This is a genomic window from Bradyrhizobium genosp. A, from assembly GCF_049949275.1.
GTDB lineage: Bacteria > Pseudomonadota > Alphaproteobacteria > Rhizobiales > Xanthobacteraceae > Bradyrhizobium.
Genome location: NZ_CP188196.1, coordinates 1,492,455 through 1,515,336, shown reverse-complemented (window position 1 = coordinate 1,515,336; position 22,882 = coordinate 1,492,455). Strand labels below are relative to the sequence as shown.

At 60.1% G+C, this 22,882-nt stretch carries 18 protein-coding genes, 1 tRNA gene and 3 pseudogenes; 9 read left to right on the top strand and 13 right to left on the bottom strand.

Features of this window, described 5'->3' with window-relative positions; all coding sequences use genetic code 11:
- Positions 1–627 precede the first annotated feature (627 nt).
- Together ACP2YP_RS07005 and ACP2YP_RS07000 are read left to right on the top strand one after the other, a co-directional pair.
- Positions 628–744 (top strand): annotated as a pseudogene (locus ACP2YP_RS07005) (double zinc ribbon domain-containing protein); the annotation flags it as partial.
- A gap of 150 nt (positions 745–894) precedes the next feature.
- A complete protein-coding gene (locus ACP2YP_RS07000) occupies positions 895–3,993 on the top strand; it encodes an ATP-binding protein (RefSeq protein WP_426426062.1) in 3,099 nt (1,032 codons plus the stop codon).
- Positions 3,994–4,231: 238 nt separating this feature from the next.
- On the opposite strand, the gene ACP2YP_RS06995 is transcribed toward ACP2YP_RS07000, so the two are convergent.
- On the bottom strand, positions 4,232–4,432 hold the full coding sequence (locus tag ACP2YP_RS06995; protein ID WP_426423227.1) for a hypothetical protein: 201 nt from the start codon (positions 4,430–4,432) through the stop codon (positions 4,232–4,234).
- 1 nt (position 4,433) lies between these two features.
- Positions 4,434–5,555, bottom strand: a complete 1,122-nt coding sequence (locus ACP2YP_RS06990) for a hypothetical protein (RefSeq protein ID WP_426423225.1) — start codon at positions 5,553–5,555, stop codon at positions 4,434–4,436.
- Positions 5,556–5,670: 115 nt separating this feature from the next.
- Here ACP2YP_RS06990 and ACP2YP_RS06985 point away from each other — a divergent pair.
- A pseudogene (locus tag ACP2YP_RS06985) lies at positions 5,671–6,054 on the top strand (C40 family peptidase); the annotation flags it as partial.
- Positions 6,055–6,238: 184 nt separating this feature from the next.
- Here ACP2YP_RS06985 and ACP2YP_RS06980 read toward each other — a convergent pair.
- Positions 6,239–6,640: pseudogene (locus ACP2YP_RS06980) on the bottom strand (cupin domain-containing protein); the annotation flags it as partial.
- A gap of 379 nt (positions 6,641–7,019) precedes the next feature.
- A complete protein-coding gene (locus tag ACP2YP_RS06975) occupies positions 7,020–7,256 on the bottom strand; it encodes a hypothetical protein (RefSeq protein WP_426423223.1) in 237 nt (78 codons plus the stop codon).
- A gap of 953 nt (positions 7,257–8,209) precedes the next feature.
- Between ACP2YP_RS06975 and ACP2YP_RS06970 the strand changes: the two genes are divergently transcribed.
- Complete coding sequence (locus ACP2YP_RS06970; protein WP_426423221.1) at positions 8,210–8,458, top strand: PilZ domain-containing protein; 249 nt, start codon at positions 8,210–8,212, stop codon at positions 8,456–8,458.
- Positions 8,459–8,550: 92 nt separating this feature from the next.
- Here ACP2YP_RS06970 and ACP2YP_RS06965 read toward each other — a convergent pair whose 3' ends face one another.
- Both ACP2YP_RS06965 and ACP2YP_RS06960 read right to left on the bottom strand, forming a co-directional pair.
- Positions 8,551–8,769 (bottom strand): hypothetical protein, encoded by a 219-nt coding sequence (locus ACP2YP_RS06965; RefSeq protein WP_426423219.1) that lies wholly within the window; start codon positions 8,767–8,769, stop codon positions 8,551–8,553.
- An 8-nt stretch (positions 8,770–8,777) separates the two neighbouring features.
- Positions 8,778–8,996 carry a hypothetical protein gene (locus tag ACP2YP_RS06960; protein WP_426423217.1) on the bottom strand — a complete coding sequence of 73 codons (219 nt, stop codon included), beginning with the start codon at positions 8,994–8,996 and terminating at the stop codon, positions 8,778–8,780.
- Between the two features lie 182 nt (positions 8,997–9,178).
- Here ACP2YP_RS06960 and ACP2YP_RS06955 point away from each other — a divergent pair, with 182 nt between their 5' ends.
- Positions 9,179–9,445, top strand: coding sequence for a hypothetical protein (locus ACP2YP_RS06955; protein WP_426423216.1), 267 nt, complete (start codon positions 9,179–9,181; stop codon positions 9,443–9,445).
- A gap of 253 nt (positions 9,446–9,698) precedes the next feature.
- Positions 9,699–9,899: a PilZ domain-containing protein gene (locus ACP2YP_RS06950; RefSeq protein ID WP_426426061.1), complete on the top strand. Its 201-nt coding sequence runs from the start codon at positions 9,699–9,701 to the stop codon at positions 9,897–9,899.
- 366 nt (positions 9,900–10,265) lie between these two features.
- Here the strand turns inward: ACP2YP_RS06950 and ACP2YP_RS06945 are convergent, their stop codons facing one another.
- The 3 genes from ACP2YP_RS06945 to ACP2YP_RS06935 form a co-directional block, all read right to left on the bottom strand.
- The gene (locus tag ACP2YP_RS06945) at positions 10,266–10,469 is read right to left on the bottom strand and encodes a hypothetical protein (RefSeq protein WP_426423215.1); all 204 of its coding nucleotides are present in this window, start codon (positions 10,467–10,469) and stop codon (positions 10,266–10,268) included.
- A 716-nt stretch (positions 10,470–11,185) separates the two neighbouring features.
- Positions 11,186–12,049: a hypothetical protein gene (locus ACP2YP_RS06940; RefSeq protein ID WP_426423213.1), complete on the bottom strand. Its 864-nt coding sequence runs from the start codon at positions 12,047–12,049 to the stop codon at positions 11,186–11,188.
- Positions 12,050–12,552: 503 nt separating this feature from the next.
- Complete coding sequence (locus ACP2YP_RS06935; protein WP_426423212.1) at positions 12,553–14,100, bottom strand: Fic family protein; 1,548 nt, start codon at positions 14,098–14,100, stop codon at positions 12,553–12,555.
- Between the two features lie 323 nt (positions 14,101–14,423).
- Between ACP2YP_RS06935 and ACP2YP_RS06930 the strand changes: the two genes are divergently transcribed.
- Both ACP2YP_RS06930 and ACP2YP_RS06925 read left to right on the top strand, forming a co-directional pair.
- A complete protein-coding gene (locus ACP2YP_RS06930; RefSeq protein WP_426423210.1) occupies positions 14,424–15,473 on the top strand; it encodes a nucleoid-associated protein in 1,050 nt (349 codons plus the stop codon).
- A 124-nt stretch (positions 15,474–15,597) separates the two neighbouring features.
- A complete protein-coding gene (locus ACP2YP_RS06925) occupies positions 15,598–16,866 on the top strand; it encodes a hypothetical protein (RefSeq protein ID WP_426423208.1) in 1,269 nt (422 codons plus the stop codon).
- A gap of 148 nt (positions 16,867–17,014) precedes the next feature.
- Here the strand turns inward: ACP2YP_RS06925 and ACP2YP_RS06920 are convergent, their stop codons facing one another.
- The 4 genes from ACP2YP_RS06920 to ACP2YP_RS06905 form a co-directional block, all read right to left on the bottom strand.
- The gene (locus ACP2YP_RS06920; RefSeq protein WP_426423206.1) at positions 17,015–17,437 is read right to left on the bottom strand and encodes a hypothetical protein; all 423 of its coding nucleotides are present in this window, start codon (positions 17,435–17,437) and stop codon (positions 17,015–17,017) included.
- A gap of 166 nt (positions 17,438–17,603) precedes the next feature.
- A tRNA-His gene (locus ACP2YP_RS06915) sits at positions 17,604–17,680 on the bottom strand.
- Positions 17,681–17,874: 194 nt separating this feature from the next.
- Entirely contained in the window at positions 17,875–18,309 is a 435-nt protein-coding gene (locus tag ACP2YP_RS06910) for a phasin (RefSeq protein WP_426423205.1), read from the bottom strand.
- Between the two features lie 346 nt (positions 18,310–18,655).
- Positions 18,656–19,033: a phasin family protein gene (locus ACP2YP_RS06905; protein ID WP_426423203.1), complete on the bottom strand. Its 378-nt coding sequence runs from the start codon at positions 19,031–19,033 to the stop codon at positions 18,656–18,658.
- A 315-nt stretch (positions 19,034–19,348) separates the two neighbouring features.
- Here ACP2YP_RS06905 and ACP2YP_RS06900 point away from each other — a divergent pair, with 315 nt between their 5' ends.
- Positions 19,349–22,855, top strand: coding sequence for a PAS domain S-box protein (locus tag ACP2YP_RS06900; protein ID WP_426423202.1), 3,507 nt, complete (start codon positions 19,349–19,351; stop codon positions 22,853–22,855).
- Positions 22,856–22,882 lie beyond the last annotated feature (27 nt).

Below are 22,882 nucleotides of genomic sequence, written 5' to 3'. Positions count from 1 at the left end.
CATCGAGAGGACGATGAAAGCAGGGGCGAATTTGCCGGGATCGCGCGCAAAGCTCGTGGATAAACACAGGGAAAGTGAAATAGAGCGCAAACCAATTGTCATGAGTCATGCTGCATTCGCCCGGAGATAGTCAGAGCCTCTTGTGGTTGCGTGAGGACGGCGCGTCAATCAGCAGAGCCGTTAGACGCTACGCGCTGGATTGTCGGGTCAACAGCGCCGGTTTCGGCCGTGGGCAGTCAGGTCCGGTCTACCCTCAACTTCGGACCTGACCGGGCACCGCCCCGGACGGTTGCGATGGGCCAATAGTGGCCCATGGATCAGCAAGTCTCCAGTCCCGACATTCCCCCGATACCGGAACTCGACTGAACCGCCTCGTAAGCCTATCGGCGCCCCAACGACCTAATTACTTCGTTTGCGCGAGGCTTAATATAGCGGCAAGAGGGGGAGTGGGCTCTCGACGTCTGAAAGCCAAGCGCCTGCGCACGCGCCACGGTTGCAAAGCCGGCGAAGCTTTAATTGCCTTAAATGCACGTCTTTAGGGCCGTCGGCTTAGCCGCTGGGCCGAAAACCAGCTTGTTGACAATGGAGTTCGACGGTACCGTGGGTACGATTTTTGTAGGAACCTAAATGATTTGCCCGAGGTGCCAGCACGTAAACGGCGCAGCGGCGAAGTTCTGCGAACAATGTGCTTTGGCACTGACACGCGTTTGCGCGAATTGCAGCACCCAAGTTTCGCCGACCGCTAGGTTCTGTTCGCATTGCGGTCATTCAACGGGTCTGGGCGTCGCAAACTACCTGTCTGCGCGCTCTCAGGCGGTGAAGCCAAAGACTGCCCAACTCATCCCTGACGACATTCGCGCCTCTACCGCCGAACTCGCGGGTGAACGAAAGCAGGTGAGCGTTCTGTTTGCAGATATCACCGGCTCACTGGCCCTGATTTCCGGCCAGGATCCGGAGAGCGCGCAGGCGATCCTCAACCCCGTGCTCGCGCGGATGTGCGAAGCCGTCCATCGTTATGAGGGTACGGTTAACAGGATTCTTGGTGACGGTATCATGGCGATTTTCGGCGCGCCGCTCGCCCATGAGGATCATGCCGAGCGGGCCTGTTACGCCGCGCTGATGATGCAGGACTCCCTGGCTAAATTGGCGGAGGGTATCGATCAGTCCGATCGTGAACCCCTCAGGATTCGCGTTGGGCTCAACTCGGGCGAAGTCGTCATCTGCGCGATCAGCAACGAGCTTGACATGGAATACACCGTTGTCGGCGAGGCCGTGCACGTGGCTTCTCGCATGGAGCAGATGGCGCAGCCCGGCTCGATCTTGACGACGAAGAAGACCATCCGATTGGCCGAGGGATACATCATGGCGCGGTCGCTGGGGCCGCAGCCGGTCAAGGGGCTTGCCGAGCCCGAGGAGGTCTATGAGCTCATCGGAGCGGGGCCCGCGCGCACTCGTTTGCAGGTCGCAGCGATTCGGGGCCTAACCCAGTTTATCGGCCGCGAGGCCGAGCTCGATGAGCTGCGTCGCGCACAGCAACTTGCCGACACGGGAACGGGCCAATCGGCGGCGATCATTGGTGAAGCGGGCGTGGGCAAGTCACGTCTGGTCTATGAGTTCACCCACGCCAATCGGCTGCTCGGTCTGCTCGGCTGGCTGGTACTCGATAGTACGTCGATCTCGCATGGAAGAGCGACCAGCTACTTCCCGGTCATCGCGCTTCTCAAGAGCTACTTTGGCATCCAGGACCGGGATGAGCTTCATGATATCCGCCGAAAGGTGGTCGAGAAAATCTTCGCTCTCGACGAGAGGCTGGAGCCGATCCTTCCCGCGTTGTTGGCGCTGCTCGATATCCCGGTCGACGACCAAAGCTGGCATACGCTCGATCCAATTCAGCGCAGGCGTCGCAATATCGATGCCGTGAAGGGTTTGTTGCTGCGGGAGGCTCGCAAGCAACCGGTCCTCTTGATCTTCGAGGACCTCCATTGGGTGGATAGCGAAACGCAGGAATTGCTCGATGCCTTAGTCGCCGTCCTGGGCTCGGCTCGCCTTATGCTGCTTGTCAGTTATCGCCCCGACTACCAGCACAACTGGGGGAGCAAGGACAACTACCATCAGATCCGGCTGAGCGCGTTGCCGACCCGTGACACGCGCTATCTGCTGGAGGCACTCCTGGGTGAAGATCCTGAACTCGCTTCACTCAAGCAGCTTCTGATCGCGCGGGGCGGCAATCCCTTTTTCATCGAGGAAACGGTCCGCTCCCTGGTAGAGACCCAATACCTCGCCGGAGAACGCGGTCACTATCGATTGTTGCGTCCGACGGGAAACGTTCAAGTTCCACCCACCGTCCAGGCCATCCTGGCGGCGCGCATAGATCGGCTGCTTCCCGGTGACAAGAATTTTTTACAAATCGCTTCAGTTGCAGGCCGCGAGACTCCCTTGGCGGTACTTCGACCGATGGCCGACCTGGCGGAAGGCGCACTGGATGACGCGTTGGATCGGCTGCAGGCAGCCGGCTTTCTCTACGAGTCCGGGTTCTTTCCGGACGTAGAGTACTCGTTTGTACACGCGCTCACCCACGAGGTAACCTATGACGGCTTGCTGCGGACGCGACGGCGCGCGCTGCACGCGCGACTGGTCGGCACAATTGAAAATCTGTATCGGGGCCGGATCGGCGAGCACATTGAGCGTCTTGCGCAGCATGCGGTTCGTGGAGAGATGCCGGACAAGGCTGTTCGATATCTGCGGCAGGCCGGACGGAAGGCGCTCTCGCGGTCAGCGCTTGAGAACGGGCGAGTCTGGTTCGAACAAGCGCTCGCGATCATCGAGAAGTTACCGGAGACCAAAGACAATATCGAACTTGCCATCGATATTCGCTTTGATCTCCGAAACGCACTTCATCCCTTGGGCCACCTTGAGAAATGCCTGGGCCAACTGCAGAGAGTGGAGACGCAGGCGATACAACTCGCCGACAAGCGAAGGCTTGGCCAAGCATCATCATTCATATGCCAATACTACCGCTTGTTGGGCGAGTTGAGCCCCGCGATCGAGGCGGGCGAACGCGCGATGGCCATAGCGGACGATTTGGATGACCTGCCGCTGCGGACGATAGTCAGTGGACACTTGGGAGCAGCTCTCGCGGCACGGGGAGATCATCATCCTGCGGTACAAATACTGTCGCCGGCTGTTGAGCGCCTTCGAGGTGATCTCGCCTCCGACACGATGGGAACGACCGGGGTTCAGGGCGTTTTCAGGCGGGTCTATCTGGCGTGTTCGCTTGCCGAGCTCGGCGAGTTCGACCAGGCCTTGCGCCTTGCCGAAGAGGCCATGGAAATTGCCAGAGCTGCCAACCACGTCTACAGCCTTGCGTTCTCCTGTTTCGGAGCTGGCACTGTTCTAGCCCTTCGGGGCGAGGCGCCGCGAGGCATCAGCGTCCTCGAGCAGGGCCTTGAGCTCTGCCGCTCATGGATTTTGCCACTGATGATACCACTCATCGGCACGTCCCTTGGGTATGCCTATTGCCTCTCCGACCGCCTCGACGAGGCGATCGCACTGTTGGAGGAAACCGAACGCGAATCGACCGCGATGCACCGCATGAGCGGGCTCGCCATGACCTTGGTCCGGTTGGGTGAGGCTTACCTTCGTAAGCTTCGGTCGGTCGAGGCAGAGCGGTGCGGCCAACGAGCGCTGATGCTTTCACGCAAACATGGCGAGCGCGGCCACGAAGCTTACGCACTGCGATTGCTTGCTGAGCTTGGCGCGACAAACCCTGCTCACCTTAATGAATGCCAGACAAATTTTCTCGAAGCGCTACGCAGGGCCGAGGAGCTTGGTCTGCGACCTCTTGCGGCTCAATGTCACCTCGGGCTCGGAAAACGCTACCGATGGATCGGCCAGCAGACGAGCGCTGAACAGCACCTCAACATCGCCGCAGCCCTGTTCTCGGAACTCGGGATGCAGTTCTCGCTCGAGGAGCATGCAGCATGTGGCAACTAGCTCAATCTTCTCGGGACTAGGTCAGCTGAAACGTGTCGCGGACGATCACGCGCGGGCTCAGAAAACCGGGCACTGAAATGTGGACTAGCGGCGAGTGGAGGTTTCGACCTCGATGCTGGTGACCTCCAGCCCGCAGGATCGTGCGAGAGCTCGTAGCTCGAGTTGGATCGACTCCAGCTGATGGCTATCAAGATCTCGATCAATCGTGACCGTAGCGACGGCCAGCTTCTCCGCTCCGCTACTTCTTGGCCTTCTTCTTTTTCTTGGCCTTTTGCGCGTCGCGATAGGCCGGGGTCGCTTTCCAATCTTTCTCAAACTCTTTAACTCCGGCCTGGAATTGACGAAGCAGTTTGCGCGTCTCTGTGCTTTTGGGTGTGACCGCCACCCGGATAAACGTGCGACCCCTGTTGACTCGTTTATAGACCTTGATATCGGCCATGCTATCTGCCTCTTGCGGTTGCCTGCAAGTGGCCCCGACGGGGGCCTGCCCCTTGCCAAGGTTTCCTGATGTTATCGGAGAATTCGGACGCATGGAAGATGCACGGAGCTCCATCGATGCCTCTCAACATGTACCAATCCGGCGCGGCGTCGTAACTGTTCTCAATATCGACCGGCATACCTTGCGCCAGCCGGACAAAGCTCGCGGCCATGTTATGCTTTCCAACCAGATCGAAGATGTTGGTTGCGGACGAAAACCGGCCTGCGTTGATTTCCGTGATGCAAGGGACGCCGCGTGCGTTCTCTTTGAGATCCACGCTGAAAACGCCGGACATCTTTGCGTCGAGCAATCGGATCGCCCGTATACAGGTGTCGACGACCTTCGGTTCAAACACGGTCTTTGCGAGGGCTGCTACAGAAGACACTTCCGCTGGTTGGCTGCCTGTCCCGAGATAGGAAAGCCGTTCATATGTCTTGATCAGCACCAACTCGCCATCTTTCCAAAGGCTTTGACAGCCGAAATCGCGGCCTGGCAGGTACTCTGAAAGCATAAACGAAGGGACAGGCACGCCGCGCATCTCCTTCCAGTACCGGATCCAGCTGCGCGCCTGCTCCGGCGTCCGAACCGGCAGTGCACCAAGCGCGCCAGCCCCGTCGCGAACACGACACCACAGTGGCCTGCTGCCCCTCAAGGCCTGAAAGATCTTGGTAATGTGCCTCAGATCCTTCACCTGATAGCTCGCGGGGGCATCGACGCCGTTGGCGCGCAAGAGCGCAATGAGACGATACTTATCCCGACAGATTTCGAGCACGGATGCGCGTGGCAGGAACAGGTACTCATTCAGGTGCCTACGCCCGCGCGACAAGCTATCCGGATCAGTATCAACCGTAGGAACAATGAGATCCAGGCGTTCTGCTTCGACAATCCATCGCAGTGCGTGGGGCCATTCCGGATGGTCCGCAGGCGGAACGAGATAGTGCCTGTCGGCGTCGGATTTCTTCAGAGTGAACTGGTCGTCATTACAACCGACTATGAAGACAGGCTCGCCCCCGCTTCGCAAGCTGCGTGCCAGATTGTTGCTCGGAGCGTGACCAGCGTTCGTAAAGAGCAATCGCGCAGTCAATTAACTTCTCCTGCGTCTCAGAGCGATATGTCGCCCATAGAAAACGACAGTATGGACCATACAAAATAGACATTCAATTTCCGCTGGGCCTTCGCCGCCATCGGACCGGCATCTTCCCGGCGATCGGCGCGAGACGGATTTCGTCGGGTCGCCGAGCGCCTTGTCGGCACGCCCTATCCTGGGGCGGCAGGAGCAGCCTCGGCATCGATTGCTCCGGCCTCGTGCAGGTCTCGCTGACGTCGGCAGGCATCGGTTGTCCGCGCGACAGCGACATGAAGCAAGCGGGCCTCGGCCGTGCGCTGGAGGTGCACGGGCGGAGCAAGCTGCAACGCGGCGACCTAATCTTCTGGAAGGCCATATCGCGATCGTGCGCGACGGCAGCACCATGGTTCATGCCAACGCGCACCACATGGCGACAGTGATCGAGCCGAACGAGCCGGCCATCGCGCGGATCAGGCAGGCGGGCAGCGAGGTCGTCGCGTCAGGGCGGCACTCGTGAATTCGTCGCGCGCCCTGGAAAAGCCGACGTTGAAGCCGACATGGCTGCATGTCGGCGCTGGGTCAGGAGCGCCCGTCAACGAAAACATCGTACAACGTCCGTTCTCTCGCAGACAGCCGACATGGCGGCGGCCCCTTCGTTGTTCAGCTCAGGACCATGAGCTGCCATTCCGCTCTCACGAAACTTAGGTCCGGCTTGTCAAAGTCGAGAGTTGATCGGTGTCGTAGCGGTCGCGCAGATCGGCGAGCGCCTTCGGATCGGGCGCGCCCTGCGCGGCGAGTTTCGCGAGCTCTTCGAAATAGTGTTCGTGCCCGGGCGGAGAGACCGTCATCAGCACGCGGGCGGGCGTCTCGCTGACATTGGTGATGTTGTGCGGAACGCCCGGCGGGACGAACAGATAGGTCCCCGGTGCTGCCCGGACCATCCTTGTATCGACGTGCCACTCGCACTCGCCTTCGAGCAGGTAAAAGGTTTCTTCCTGTACACGATGAACATGCAGCCCGGTGGCAAATCCCGCCGGAATGGTCCAATCGAACATGCTCGAGTGCTTGGTATCCTCGCCCGTGACAAGGAACACCATCGGATGTTGTGCTTGAACAGGTGTGTGCGGAGCTACCGCATGGCGGCGATCATGAAAGTCGAAAGTACATCGCGGGGCAGCTGATCGAAGCGGCGGACGCCGGGCGCGTGACTTTGGGAGAGCTAACGGCTGTCGCCCGCCGCGCCTTGATCGATCTCACCAATCGGCCGAAATCCGCCTAGAGCAAGGGCTGTCTGCACGGGCGCCGCCCGTTGTATGACGGCTCCATCCCGAACCTGTATTTGGGCTGGCCCGACCGATAAGCGATGTGCAACATGCCTCGGCTGCCGAGACGATCCCGGCGGCTTTCGGCCCGCGTCGCGGATAGGTGCGGACCCCATGGCGTGGGCCGATTTGGCTGGCCTGTCGTCAATAGGTCCTCGCTTCACGTCAGCAGCTTCACATATGTACCGCTCTTGTGAAGGTCGAGCCAGCCCTTCTCGATCGCGTATTTGAGGCCGGCACCGAATTCGGGGCCGCTGCCGTTACAGCCTTCCTTGGACATGAAGGGTGCATTGATCTTCTCGATGTGAATGCGGCCGTTGATCGGTTCGGCGCCCGCGGCAAGCTCGATGAGCTTGCGAGCGGCGGCTCCGGGCTCGGCGTAGAGGCGTTCTTTCAAAGGTTTCTTCTGTTTTCAGAAGTCATACGTTGTTAGAACCGGCAGATCGCCCGGCTTTGCGCGATCTTTTGCCTTCCTCAATGCGTCTTCCCATTGGCTCCGTCCGGCGCTCTTGCTCGGCGCCGACCGAAGAACGCTATCCGAAACCTTGAACAGTCCATGCTGCGGGCAGGTGCATCCTTCTGCGTCCCCGGTTCTTGGAAGCTCGCTGGCATTCGATCCGCAAATTGGACAGACTGTCATCTTTTTCCTTTTTCGTTTCTAATCTTCGGAACACCGAGCACAAGCTACGCCGACGGCGTATCACGGTGCGCCACCTGCAAAGAGGCTCTAAGGCGGCGAGCTGTGTGAACGTGGCAGTCGAGTGTCCGGATGCTCACTACCTCGCCGCAGAAGCAACGCGTAGTCTAGCGCTCTCTGGTCAGGCAGCGCCAGATCGGGCGTCCGCGCTGCCCTTCCGGCGCACTAACACATGGACAATGGCCGGCGGGCATCACTGCCGCCGGCCATCGCTTGCGCTACCTTGGGCTGGGGGGTAATCGGCAGCGCTGACCGCAAGCCTGCCGTAGGCCGATTAACAACCCGCTAACCAATTCGGGCGGGCTCTGGATATTTCCCGGGCAATAACGCGGCGCGTGCGCGGCCACGCGGTGAGCTGTCGAGCGGCGTAAGATGCATGCTTTCAACTTGTCTGCTGTCGCCATCGGCTTGTACCGAACTGCCTTTTCCTAGGGCCGACGTCGAACGACGCCGCTAAGGTCCTGAGCGGTAACCCAACTTCAACCGTTATGGAATACGATTTGCTCTCGCGGATTGGTGACGAGTACCGCGCATACGCATGGGCAATCGGGAACCCGTCAGCCCTGCGCAGCTGGCGGGCTCTTCGATAAGCGCGCAACGCGAACCCTTGCTGCTGGGCAGAGTGACCGCACGCGTTCTACCGGAAAGAAACAGTGCAGGAACGCCGCAGACAACAGCGCATTGAAATAAACGAGGTCGCCTATATCTTCGGTGACGGATCGAGCACCTGTTGTCGCGTCGTCGACATCACCGAGCACGGTGCAGCAATCGAGCTCCCCTTGTCAGCTGAGCATAGTATGAGAGACCGGTTCAAGCTCACGATTGCGAAGGATCGCGTCAACAGAAATTGCCGTCTAATCTGGCGTTCAGGCAGCCATATCGGTGTTGAATTTACGGATTGACGTGTAGGCGATTGCGGAACGCTTGATCACGCAGCTCGCGGGCAGCTGTGGGCCGCGAAAGCAGCTTCTCGCTTCAGTTTTCGGACTAGCTCTCATCTCACCTGCATCTTCTCGACGATCGCGTAGAGCAGAACGAAGATCGGCAAGAAGACGAAGAACCAAACCGCTGTCCGATCCTTTCGCGCGAATTCGCGGTTCGGATCGGTGTCGGTCGCGTGAGGCGTTGTCGAAGGCGGCCGAACGGGCCGCCGACGTCTCGCGAAGCGGCCGAGCAGGCGCCGAATCGTCGCTTCCGGAGGAGGCTTGTCCATCGTTACGCTCAGAGCGCGAGCATGAGCGGGAATTTGCGCACGAGTTCAAGGTCGACATCGCCGGCGCTATTGATCCACTCGTGTGGACAGAAGGCGAGTGCGGCGGCATCGATCTCAAGGCTGTCACGTCTAATTGCGTCGCGCGTGCCCATGCGGCCAGCCCATTCCTTGCCACCGCTAGTTGGATCGACGCGAAGGGCGTCGTACACGGCCGTATCGTTCGTCAAAGCGATCTCCCACGCTAGCGCTTGTTCCAGATTTAACCTCTCGCGGCGACATCAAGCTTAACCCGCGTCTTCGATTGCATCGAAGTTAGATGGCGGTAGCCTTTCGATACCGGACATTGCCCTTAGTCCGGGTCCCCAGTGGCGAAGCCGTCGCGCCATCATATTCGACGCGGCGGCTTCGTTTGGTTGACCTCGCGCGAGTTTCGTCTTTGAGCCAGTCAGACCGCGAAACGCTCGATCTTATTGAGATGCGTCGACAACTCACGCTGCTACGTTCGCAACACTCGGACAATCTCCGGATCGCGTCGCTATTGAACCACTTCCTCGTCAAGATCGCGTTCCTCGCGGAGCCGAACGATGCGGAGCACGAACAACATCTACGATCTCAGTTTCTTGAGACGCTGAAGAAGGTCGAAGCGATCGCCTCGCACAAGCCGGCAACCAAGTGATCAACAGTCATTAAGCAAACCAAGTAACGCTAACGATCATATCTCATTGCGCTCGCGGACAGTGGAGCCGAAGCTGGATGCAGTCGCGAAGTCGTCTTTGTTTCGCGTACCGGCGCCTTCGCGGCGAGGGGTCGCCGCCCTCTTGGTCGGCGGCCCCGCCCTGTGATGCTGGTAACCTTGGAGGCCGAAAGTGTCTGAATGGGCGGGTGTTGAGCGGCGACGCGTCACACGCAAGACGGTCGTCCAGACAGTCATGCTTTCGCTCTCAGGCGGCGCAAAAGTAACGCCCTGCGCAATGAGAGACCTTTCAGTTTTTGGCGCCGGAATACTGCTAGAAGATGCGCCGATCCCGTCGACTGACTTCGACCTATCCTTCGACCAATTTCGAACGAGCTTCGCCTGCCGCTTGGTGTGGCTTCGCAATACTTTCGCCGGGGTGGAGTTCCTCTTTTAGCTTCACACGATGGTCCAGCGATCAGATGACGCGCGGCATACGGCAAGGACGTAGCGCCCCTCCGTTGCAGCCGGCTTCGGGGAAGTCGCCTTCCGTCGCGGCAATGTCCACTCATCTCTAGACAACCGACACGCTTGGTGAAGCTGCGACGCGTCGGTTTCGTGCCTGGATCGGCCATACAGCCGGTCTACCGAAGCGGTCGGCAAACGGCCAAAAAGCTATTGTTCGACCAATATCAGGCGGCCGGCACGAACTCAGATCCCGATCCAGCTACGTGCACGCGACCGCAGCGCTCGCCCGGCCCGTCAGCGAGAGGCCTTTGAAAGTCCCGGAATCGGGCTGCGGGACACAGAACACGTTGCGCCGTCACTGACTGTTGGGGACCCAATCCTCCGCGGTTGAATCCCAATGATGGGTGTCGTCGAAGTGCTTCCAGAGTGGCTGCTTTGGTTTGCTTTCAGCCTTGTGCTGTAACGCATTCAGTGCGCTGAGCTGGACGAGGAAAGCTCCAGCCGTCATCATCCATTCGCGAGTGGTATATCGTGAGTTCCATTTGATTGTCGCAAGCATCGGAGCCTCCTTCAAAGCAAGAAGCTGTCAGCCAATCTTAGCCCGGGCCGAGAACACGGAATGTAAAATGCTTCACAGTCTGCCAACATCTTAGGCTACGTCGTTATCGGTTCAAGGCCTAACGAGAGATGTCTGCTTCAGGAGGGGCTGCCAGAGGACTGAGTGTCCGCTTCGGGTCAAAGGCGGCGATCCGGATCGAGCCGAGCAATGTCCGGCCTACCCCAGCGAGCCGACGTGCCGGTGGTCATTGCCATCTTCGGCAACGGGCCACGTCCGGACCTTTGCAGCGCAAGAATTCCACGTGCTATTCGGTATCCTTGGACGACCGGTGATCCAGCCCGACGACCAACTAACAAACACGCGCGCCAGTCGCACCGCTGCTGAGCTTGTTTTTGCTTTCAGAGCCTGAGCCGGAGGGCAAAGGATGCATTGCATCACAGCACGGTCCACGCTAGAGCAGCCGTAAATTTTAGAGGTAGACACATGCCATATGCCTACAAGCTGAACGAAGACGTTCGGCACCAGCCCCAAGGTCCACAAGGACGTGCCGCAACTGATCCACCAATGATTTACACCATCGTTCAACAGATGCCCGTCGAGGCAGATGGGCGTCTTAGATACCGCATCAAGTGCAAGTCGGAGAATATCGAACGGGTGGTTACGGAAGATCAGCTTTCATATTCTCAGTGATCTAGCGCGCTTGGTGACGGTAGGAGTCAGTCGTGCTGAATGATCGAGAAAATATCCTGAGCGCGCTTCGCGAAAAGCCACTCAAAGTCTACGAAGTCATGAGACGCGCTAATGTCGTGAACGAGGAAGCTTGCCAATCCCTCCTTTTGAAAATGCGGGACGAAGGCCTGGTGAAATTCGATATTCACAAAGGGCGATGGCGCATCGGATGATTCGTGAAGTTGCGGCGACCGCCCACCTGCGACGATGGAAAGAATCATTTTAATCCTTGTCTCGGCCACCATCAGCTCTTTACCGTCCGGGGTCCTGATCGTCAGTTGCACCTGTTCGGCGCGGCCGCCTCCAGCAATCGTTGCCGAAATGCGATTTCCATTTTTCGGATCGGCTTTCACGACATCGTCAAACAGTGTGGCGTCGCCGCGTTTCAAAGTTGCGCGCAACGGGGTGGCCGGTTCGAGACTGAACAACTGAAGAGTCACGCCCGACCCCTCGGCCGAGAGATTGATCAGAATGTTCTCATTCGCATGCGTTACGTTGCTCATGCCGACAGTCGGACTGTAGGTTTCCGGGATCGAAACCTCGCCCAGGGCGGGAAGGTCAGCGCTATGGAAGAATTGGTCTGACACCCCCGCCCACAATTCGATGTACGGCCGCCACTCGTTCGGCTCCTGGCGGGCATCGGTTTCATGAGTGAACGAGGGAACCCCCCAGGTCCACATTTTCAAGCCCGGCGTGATGGTATTGTCCGCGATGCGAATAATTCCTTCTTCATTGTCATGGTTGATCACGCCCCAGAAATTGCCGCCCTGCATATCGGGTGCCGCGTAGGCGATGCCCATCGTCGGCCAGTTCTTGAAGTAGCGCAGGTTTTCGAAACGACGTTTGCCCATGCCCGCGCTCGCGTCGCCCTCTGCCAGATTGGTCGATCAGCCGGGCGTGCTGTAAGTTCGGATCGGCGCGATGATTTCGGCGCCGGCAGTCGTTTTAGGGCGTTTCGGCTCCGATCCCGGAGCGAGTGTCGTGCACGTCCAGTACTCGTATTGGATTTGGTTTTGAGCAAAATGAGAAGGTCGGCCCCACAGCGCCTGCGGTGATCCCAACCACGAGAGGAGCGTGGCGGCCGTTGGTGAGGCCAAAGCGACAGCAATGCAAGTGTCAGTGGCCACCCCGATTTTGCGTGCTTGGCCAGCGCTTCAGGATGTGGGTGACGCATACAACACTCTACTCGGAAATTCAGGCGGGAAGAGAAAAAGAAGGTGGCCTCCTGTTTCTAAAAAGTAGCTGAGGCAGCGCCTTTATCGCCGCCCGTCTCTCGAGGAGAGGTCTATCTTTTCACCGGGCTGGACAGCCCGGTGAAAAAAGGATCCAGCCCCTCACCTTGAATCTGGAAGAACTAGCCTGTGGTGCCGATTTCCTGCGTAAATGCCGCCTGATAGAGCTCCTCAATCCTTGAGACCTCATCTGTGGTCAATTGTGAGAATTCGTTTTCGCGCGCACGCTTGGAGAGGTGTCCTCCGTTCTGTCGCAAGAATCCAAGAAGATTGTTAAGCGTGCGCTCCGGCATATCAATCATCTTTTCGATACCGGCGCGGAAGGTATCGAAACTGCGCAAAAATCGCGTTTCCTTCGGAAGATCCTGCTCGATAGTCGTTTGCACACATTCGTACAGAAACTCGGCGTGAGGCGTAGCGTCAAAGAAGCTGTAAAAATCACGAGTGTCGTTCAGGACCTTGACGTTACCCTGTGGGCTCGGCTCCCATGCAACGCACGGAAGTAGCCTGTGCGAATAGGTTTCCAACACCTTCTTGTATTCGCCAATCTTGTCGAGAATGGCTGCTGAAACCGGAAAGTGGATTCCGGCGGGATTGAATCCGCGCCGCGCCAGAACATGGTGCATCAAATATCGATGAATGCGGCCATTGCCGTCCTCGAACGGATGGATGTAGACAAATCCGAAGGCCAACACGGCGGCCGCGAGCACTGGATCGAGCTCATTTTCCGCTGCTTGATCAAACGCGATCAGCCCCTGCATGAGGGAGGGGATATCTTCGTGACGCGCGCTGATGTGATCCGGAATAGGTCTCTGCGTCTCGCGGTCGTGCTCGCCGACAAAACCACCCTCGTTACGAAAGCCCAGCTTTACGAACCGTTCATCGCCGATCACGATCCGCTGCAGGCGCAAAAACTCCGCTTCATCGAGCGGCGCCCGGCCCGCTTCACCTATGACCCTGCCCCATCGCTGGATGCGGTCCTGAGGCGGTCTCTCGCCTTCGATGACATAGCTCGACCTTGAGTCCTTCAGGAGAAGGAAGGCCGCAGTGCGGGCGAGCAGATCTTTCGGAACCTGACTCACCACAACGCGAGCCTGCTCCTTGAGGTCTCGTGCAATGAATTCTGTCAGCGCTGTCGTCTTGAAGACGAGCGGACAGAATTCCGGCGTTCCTGGCAGATTGTTGCGGACGCGATGGCGCGCCGAATTCTGGCCAGAGCTCGCGTATTGAAGTTCGGTATCGACCGCGTCGACGTAAGAGATCTTGTCCGCTGCAGGCAGATCGAGTTCGCGCTTCAACAGCCACTCGTAGAGAAACCAGATCCGGCGCGTGTACAGCCCAGTCGGCTTCTGCTTCACAATTTCCCCAATCTCGTTTTCCTTCACGGCCAGGAAAAGCCGCTTCAGGATTGCAAGGTCGAGTCCCTCGTTCTTGAGAGCGAACGTGAGATGTCCCTCAAGGGTCGCGTCCGGGGCATGGCGCGGCGTATAAACGCGCCATCCCCCTTGCTCGATGATGCGATGCTTTGTTCCGATAGCGAAAAGCAGGCGTGGCGTGGGGACAGACAGATCATAAGCATCGATCAATGCTGCGTAGCCAGCGGGGGTCGCAGCTTCCGGCAGCCTGCGATCATGAAAAACGCTCACAGGGTCTGAAAACTGCATTGTCATAGGCTGGTCCCTGAAAAACCTTCTCGGTCGCGTGAATTTGGTTCGCCACTTGGGCCTTCCGGTTGCAACAACATTTTATGTCACGAAAAACGCTCTCTGCAAGCAAGATACACGAAAAAGCTTCACATTATCCTTCGCAGGCTTTTCCGAAGGGAGCCAGATGCCGAGTTCCCCGATCACTCATCCTTCAAAGGGAAATTCCGAAAGGGGAATTCCAATGGAAGCGCCAAACAAAACGCAGGATTAATTCATCAAATGCATCGTATTGGGTCTGGACCCATGCTGTCATTGCCTATGTTCTCTTTTTGTTCTAGGATGCTTTTATGGCCTTCCTCTCGGAGCAGGAACTCGAAAGCCTGCGCATTGATCAGAGCGTCTTCCATATCGTCGGCCCAGGAGAGGAACACTTTCAACTACTGACAGCCTTCGACGCCGGCCGACATGCGCCTTTCTTTCTAGGGCGCGTCCGATCGGTCAACAGCGGAAACCGCTATGAATTTCTGGAGGATGCCCCTGTGCAGGCACAACTTGCACGGATCAGCCGCGACAAGAGCTCCTTCCAGGAGGAGAGCGAGAAGCTGGCGACTGCATTCAACGGAGCTCATGGTGGCAGCACCGCGGTCGGAGCTTTCCTTATCTTCTCATTGTCCTGTTCGAGCGGCCGGCTGTTTGCACTTCTGAAGTTCGAGGACGAAAAGGTTCTCAGCTATGACTACGATGTCAGTCGCGGTCGATCCGGGAAGCCTAAGCCGACCTTCGGCGAAATCGAGCGTACTTTTGTCCAGAACCGCAACGCCTTGCAGAAGGCCGCGCTCATCAAGCTGCGCAAAGAGGGGGACGAAATCTGCGTTGTCGACCGCCAGAATCCGCAGCGGCCTGCCGCGTATTTCGAGCAGTTCCTGCTCGTGCGACGGCAACGGACGGAGGAAGAGCTGACGAAGGCGATTATTGACGTCACTCGCAACGTTGCACAAAAGCACAAAGACATACTTCCGCAAGATGCCATGAAAAATCTGGCGCAACGCCTCTATGATGCAAGCCAGTCAGGTGGATCCGTCGACGGCGAAAATGCTGAAAGTTGGCTGAAGAGCATCTTCGGTCCGCTGCCGGACGACAGCCCAGTGGTGACGGACTTTAAGGCAAGGCTGAAGCGCGAAGGAATGGCGGGCGAGTCGTTTGTGCTCCAAAAGAATGCGATTGCGGCGCCTAGGAACCGCCGCGTCGAGACAGCGAGCGGCGTCAAACTGACATTCCCTGTCAGCCTGACGTCTTCAGTCGTCTCGGTCGATCGCGACAAGGGCGAGATCATCATCAAGGACATGATCACACTCGATGACTTCGAGCTCAACACAACTGGTCGAGCGCGTTCGTGAGCTAGTCGCGAACGGAGCCACAGCGGACGAACGTGCCGGCGCCCTTATGTTGCGAGGGCGGCTGCCGACTGCCTCTGCGCAGGCGGCTTGGCTCGGATTTTCGGACGATGTCCCACCGCCTTTCTTGTCATTGCAAGTCTACAATCCAGCCGTCGGCGGCGATCTCGTCGCGGGTGATATCTTCGACTCGGCGCGCGAGGTGGTGATCACGCTTGAAAAACCAGCTGCCAGCGGATGTGCCTTCTTTATCTTCCAATCCGGCATCCCCGCCTATTTGACGCAACGGGCTGTTCTCCCGCGCCTAGCGATTGCCGAGTTCAATTCCACTCAGTCATTTCGCTCGCGAGGACTAGAGGTCGTCTCATGGGATTTGACCCAGTCGATCCGACCTCCAGAATCCCTGCCTGAACCAATCGATCCGACTCGTTATGTTCGTGACTTCGTGCCGGATCGTGAAGTGGCTACCGATCTAAATCCGTGGATACTCTTGGCCGCGCCAGCAGTTTCATCGCCGGTATACCAAGCTTGGGAAGTTGTTGCTGCGCGCAGATTGTTGGGAGGTCTGGTCTCTCGCGCCTGGCTCGAGGATGGAAACGTTTGGCTGCAGGCGGCGGCCACCCCTCCGATCTATCGCATCAGGGCCGATGATCCTGGGCTGCCCGTTGCCCGTTCTTGGCTCACTGAAGCCGCGAACTGGGTTTTCCTTTCGGGGACGGACATCGAGGCTCGTCATCTCCTCTTTGCTGGCGAGCTGGCTCGGGCGAGCCGCCCACAGCAAGATATCGCCACGAACTTGGAGCAAGCCTTAGAGGCTGCCAAAGCTGCGTACGAAGCGCACGTCCAATCATCGAGTCGAGAAACCCTGAAGGCGCTTGCTGATCTCCGCAAGACCGTCATTGACGAGACTCAAAAGGTGGCACAGCGAGCCCAGGATCTTGCATCAACGCTCTGGCGCGACCTGGCCATCTCGGCAGCGCCTTTCATATTGAAGATCCTAGGCGACGCGACCAAGACGCCCAGTCCTCTCATCTCCTCCCTGTTCTATTTTTTTGCCGCCATCTTCATAGGCTTGTCCTTCTTGCTGCAATGGCGCATCAACAGTGCGTTTTTCGCAAGTCAGACCTATTCCCGGCGAAGCTGGCTGCAAAGTCTTTACAGTTACATCTCGGTTCGCGAGCGGGAAGAAATCGCTGAAGCGCCGATCGAGCAGGCAATGAAGAACTACCGGGAAACGCGCTGCGTTTTGTTTGTTGTCTACGCCCTGTTGATCGGAGCTCTCGTTGCTGCAGGCGTGCACACACTGCATGATGTAACGCCCTCACTTTCAAACGGCGCCACAGGCGTGGCGCCGAGCCCAGCACCAATTCCGCCACCTCGGCCTAAGCCGCCGTAGGATACCAGGAACGAGAGGAAATCCGGGTCGCTCTGCACCGTCTCTTGATCTGACCACCTCTGAGATCAGATTTTCCGTTGCAGGTGGGATGGCTATCTTGCCGCTGCAGACTGTCCGATCTAGCTCGCGGAGAGAACGGACCGCCCCCTCAACGGCGACGCCCTAGCAGACTGATTGTGTATTCAAGGCGCTTCCTGAATACATCAGCTGGTCTGGGCGAACTGATGTCGAATCCCGCATTTTGGAAGGCGTCGAGCACGCCATGAATCTTCGAATTGAAAAAACGCTCCTCTCGCATGGAGATCAGCGTGACGCACTCGAGCTCATCCGAGATCTGTTGAACCGACGAGAAACAGAAATCCTGATTAGGGCCGCTATACTGATCGGTGTTGTCGACGACCACCATGACGCCTTTACCCTGCTCTTTCCAGTGAAGCAGAGCGTCGCGACCAAGATAGCCGGCGCGCGCTCGAATTCTACGAGATCGCTGCGCGGCACCATCTGTCGGCCGAGTTTGCGCGCGGGCACATCGCAGCCTGATCGACCGTGCGCGAATTTCGTCTCGCGGCATTGGACGAGATCGCGGCCGCTGCTTCGCGTGTGACCATTTCGAGCCGCAGCAGCGACGAAGATATTCAACGACCCGTCGGCAACATCACCGTCGTCGTCATGGTAGCTATATGGTAGCTACAAGGGATTGAAAAGCTGCGGGGATTTTGCCAACCGTTTGATTTAGTTGGTACAGTTGGGTGGGCTCGAACCACCGACCTCCTGTTCCACAGACAGGCGCTCTAACCAACTGAGCTACAACTGCATCCTTGCGAGCCGCCTCGGGGGCACCTTGAAAAGGCCGGTCACCGTGGGGCTGGACGGGGCGGAAACTAGGTGCAACGGCCGTTTTTGGCAAGGCCGCAAAACCCGATAATCGCCGTCTTAAGCAACGTAATTTCCAAGACAAAACCCGGGCCGCGGGGCCCGGGTTTCTTAATCAATTCAAAGCCGATCCGTTCAGGCGGCGGGCGGCGCGAACTTCGCGGCGCTGGCCTTGATCGGCTCGGCGGTCTCGGCGGCGACGCGCTGGGTGAGCTCGGCGAGCTCCTTGGCCTGGGCCTGGAAGGTCTCGAGCTGGGTCTTGGCGTGGCCGGTCCAGAGCTGGAAGGCATCGGTCGGCGATTTGGTGCCGAGCAGCTCGTGGGCGAAGTCCAGCTGGGCCGTGGTGTTGGCCTTCATGAACTCCATCAGCTTGGCGGTGTACTCGCTGGCGCCCTTGCTGGCCGAGGCGAACACGGCCTCGACGGTGCCATTGTGGGTTTCGGCGGCGTCCTTGAATTTGGCGTAGTTCTCGCGGGCCTGCGACACGCCCTTTTCGGCGAACGCACGCATCTGCTCGGGGACCTCGAACGGAATGATCGAGGCAGAAAACGGATCAGTCGCACCTGTCATGGTTGTCCCTCACGATAAAAGTAAAATGGAGTGAGCCTTCTGGCGCGCCCGCCGACCCGATCGGGGCCATTTCTTCTTGCGAATTGGCGGGTACGAAAGACTGGAAACGCAAAACAAACGAGATGGCTCGTCCAGCGCCCAGTACTATTCCTGCCTAACATGTCAACATTGTGCAGCGCAACGCGGGTCCGGGGGTGCGTTGCGAAATTTAATCTCCGTGAGGATGAGGTTCCCGGAGTGGGGAACCGGGGGTTGAGGGGGCGACACACTATCCGTTCCCTCCACCCTTGCGGGGGAGGGAACGCACCGTCGTTGAGGCGCGCGTCGGGGCTCATGCCATCAGGCTTCAATGCTTCGCCTTGGTCGCATCCATCGCGGCGCGGTGGACGATTTGGCCCATTTCGCTGGCCTGATCGGCCAGGGCCTTCATCTGGGCCTGGACGTACTCGCCGTGCAGCCGCATCACCTCGGAGAGGTCCTTGGCGTGCACCAGCGACTGGGCGTAGTTCAGCGAGGCCTGCACATTGGCCTCGGCAAAGGACAGCGCCTTGGTGCTGAGATCCCTGGCGCCGCTGCGCATGGTCGCGCCGTGCTCCTCCACCGAGCCGGCGGCGGCCTGGGCGTTGGCGAGAAGCTTTTCGAAGGCCTCGCGGGCTTGCTTGAAGCTCGATTCCGCCATGTTGCGCATCTCCGGCGGGAGCTCGAAATGTGCCTGGTCGGTCATGGCTACTCCTCTTTCCTTGCCTGTCATGTCTTGCTGGTTTTGCCGGCCGTTTCGGCCGTTCCGCCCCGCCCGGGCCGAGGGTAACCGGCGACGGTATTGCCGGTATGACGCCGGCCCTGCGCGAATCCTGCGGATGCAACCCAGCTGCGGCTTGCGGGTTCAGCCACATTAAGGTTATCGCGGCTTTAGGACGCGCTCGTTAAGGTCGGGCCGTGGACCTGCCCGCGGCCACGGGCGATACTAACCCTTTCTTAAGGCTGCCATTCCCGGCAGCTTCCAACGTGACGCGTGACAGCGAGATTTAAAGCCGGTCGGATGACGAGTTCGGATTTCCAGTTGCGAGGCGTCGGCGATCCCAGGCTGTCCGTGCATGCGACCTCTCCGCTGCCGGCGTGGCTCTGGTCGCTCGATGGCAGCCGCGTGCTGTGGGCCAATGCGGTCGGCGCAAAATTCTTCGGCGCGGCCAATGCGGCAGCTCTCGCCCAGAAGACATTCGGACCCGCCGACGGCCATCGCCGCCAGGTCACCCGGCTCGCCCGCCAGCTGCCGGCGAACGGCGCGGTCAGGCTGGAGCGGCTGCGCGGTTTTGGCGCCGCACTCGGCACGCTGATGACCTGCGGCTGCGCGCGGCTCTCCTTTACCGATGGCCGCGAAGCCGTGCTCGTCACCGCGATGGATGCGGGCGCGCGCACCATGCCGCTGGTGGAGCGGCTGCTTCGGCTGGTCGACGGCGCGACGGTGCCGATGGCGGCGTTCGCACCCGACGGCCTGTTCATCGGCGCGAGCGAGGCGGCCCGCCCCTTGAGTGGCTTTCGCAATCTTGGCGAGGCCGGCCTCGAACAGGCGCGCAGCGATGCGCTCACGCGAGGCCGCGTCGAATTGCCGATCGGCATCGGCAAGATGGTGCTGCAACGGGTCGGCACCGGTGCCGATGTCGGTCTGGTCGCGCTGATCGAGCCTGCGGCTACGCAGGCTGTGCCTGCCGCTGAAAGTACGCCGGTTGCTGCGGCTAAAGTGGCGCCTGACGTGACGCTGGCCCCTGCTCCGCCAGCGCCGGTCGAGCCCGCGCCGCGGGCCGTCGAGACGCCGGCGAACGAACCCGCCGCCGGGATCGACCTGTTCGATGCCTTTGCCGACTTGGACGAGACGCCGGCGCCGGCCGAAACGGCCGCCGCTGCGCCTGAGCCGACCCCACACGAGGCGACCGAGATCGTCCCGATCCAGGACGCCGTGAAAGAAGCGGCCGGACAGCCTGTCCAGGAAACGATCGCGGACACAGCGCCGGAAACACCGGTTGAAAACCCGCCCATAGCCATCGTGCCGCCGCAACCCGCGCCGATCACGGCCATCATGGTCGAGCCGCCTGGACACGCGGAGACGCGGTCCGCACATGCTGACACACCGCGCCAGCATCCGCTGCGTTTCCTGTGGCAGATGGATGCGGAGGGGCGGTTTGTGCTCGGCTCGGACGAGTTCATCCGCCTGATCGGTGCGCACACCGCGGCCGCTTTCGGCCGGCCCTGGCGCGAGATCGCCGACGAGTTTGCGCTCGATCCCGAGGGGCGCGTCGCGCAGGCACTGGCGAGCCACGACACCTGGGCCGGCATCACCGTGAACTGGCCGGCCGATGGCGGCGAGCATCTGCCGGTCGAGTTGGCTGGGCTTCCGGTCTACGACCGCGAGCGCAACTTTGCGGGCTTCAAGGGCTTTGGCGTCTGCCGCGATCTCGACGGCCTCAACCGGCTCGATGCGCTCCGCCGCTACGAGCTGTTTGCCGAGCCGCGCACCGCGCAGCGCCATTCAGCCGATGTGGTCGAGCCTGATCCCGAACCGGAGGCCAAGGTCGAGGCGGAGGCGCCGCCTCCGCCGGTCGTCGAGCCGCCGCCTCCCGAGCCTGAGCCCACAATTGAGCCTGCCGCCGAACTGCCCGCACCCATCACCGAAGCGAATTCACACCCAACCGATCCGGAAACGCCAGTGGAAACGCCTCCGAATGTCGTGCCGTTCCGCGCCCCCGGTGATCAGAGATCAGCCGGTGATCTGAGATCGCCGACGCTGACGCCGGTCGAGAACAGCGCGTTCAACGAGCTCGCGCGGCAATTGTCCGAGCGGCTCGAACGCCAGCGCGAGTCGATTGCCTCCGCTGCGGCCGAGCCGCCGGCAGACGAGATCACGCAGGAAGCACCGACGCCGGAGCAGCCCGTGATATCAGAGCCTGGGGCGCCGCCGGCGGCAGCCGAATGGCTGAGCGAGCCCGCCGCGCCGCCCGCGCACGGCCACAGCACGCGCGACCGCGCGCTGCTCGATCTGGTGCCGACCGGCATGCTGATCTACCGGTTCGATCGCCTGCTCTACGCCAATCCCGCCTTCCTCTCGCGCATGGGCTGTGCCAGCCTCGCCGCGCTCGAAGAGGCCGGCGGGTTGGATGCGCTCTATGTCGAGCCGGGCGTCTCCGCCGCCAGCAGCACGTCGCAGGCCGGCACGCCGGTGACGATCAGCGCTACGATCGCCAATGGCGAGCAGCCGCTCGCGACCACGGAAGCGCATCTGCACACGATCGACTGGGACGGCGCCAGTGCGCATGCGCTGATCTGCGCGCTGCCCAATTCTGCACCTGTCGTGGCCGCGCCTGTCGTCGCTGCGCCTTTGATGGCGGAGCCGGTGGTGGTGATCCCCGATCTGCCGGAGCCCGAGGCTGAGTTAGAGGCCGGCGACGCCGACGCGGAAGATCTCGCCGCGATCCTCGACACCACGGCCGAGGGCATCGTGATGTTCAATGCCGAAGGCAACATCCACGCCTGCAACCGCAGCGCGGAGGCGCTGTTCGGCTATGACGGCGAAACGCTGATGCAGCAGAATTTGCTGACGCTGTTCGCGCCCGAGAGCCAGCAGATCGTCGTCGACTATCTCGAAAGCCTCAAGAGCCAGGACATCGCGAGCCTGCTCGACCACGGCCGCGAGGTGCTGGGCCGCGAGAAGAAGGGCGGCGTGCTTCCGCTCGCCATGATCATGGGCCGCACCCGGCCCGACGGCCCGAACTTCTTCGCCGTGTTCCGCGATCTCTCGCACAGCAAGAAGGGCGAGAGCGAGCTGACGCAGGCGCGACGTCTGGTCGACGGCGCCGCCAACGCCAAGGCCGACATGCTGGCGCGGATCAGCCACGAGATCCGCACCCCGCTCAACGCCATCATCGGCTTTGCCGAGGTGATGATCTCCGAGCGTTTTGGCGCGCTCGGCAACGAGCGCTATGGCGAGTACATGAAGGACATCCGCGCCTCCGGCGAGCGCGTGATCACCATCATCGACGATTTGCTGGAGCTGTCGCGGATCGAGACCGGCAAGCTCGATCTGAATTTCGCCAACCTCAACCTCAACGACCTCGTGGAAGCCTGCGTCACCGTGATGCAGCCGCAGGCCAATCGCGAGCGCATCATCATCCGCACCTCGCTCGCGCACGCGCTGCCGCAGGTGACGGCGGATGCACGCGCGCTGCGCCAGGTCACCATGAATTTGATCTCGAACTCGATCCGGCTGGCGAGCGCCGGCGGCCAGGTCATCGTCTCGACCGCGCTGAACGATCGCGGCGAGATCGCGCTGCGCATCCGCGACACCGGCCATGGCCTGAGCGAAAAGGAGGTCGCAGCCGCGATGGAGCCGTTCCGCATGCCGCCGCCCGGCGACGCTTCGGACAATTCCGCGCTCAGCCTGTCGCTGACCAAGGCGCTGGTCGAAGCCAACCGCGCCCAGTTCAACATCAAGAGTGCAGGCCATTCCGGCACGCTGATCGAGGTGATGTTCGCGCCGGTGGTGGCGCGGGCGTAGACATTCACATACGTGCGTCATTGCGAG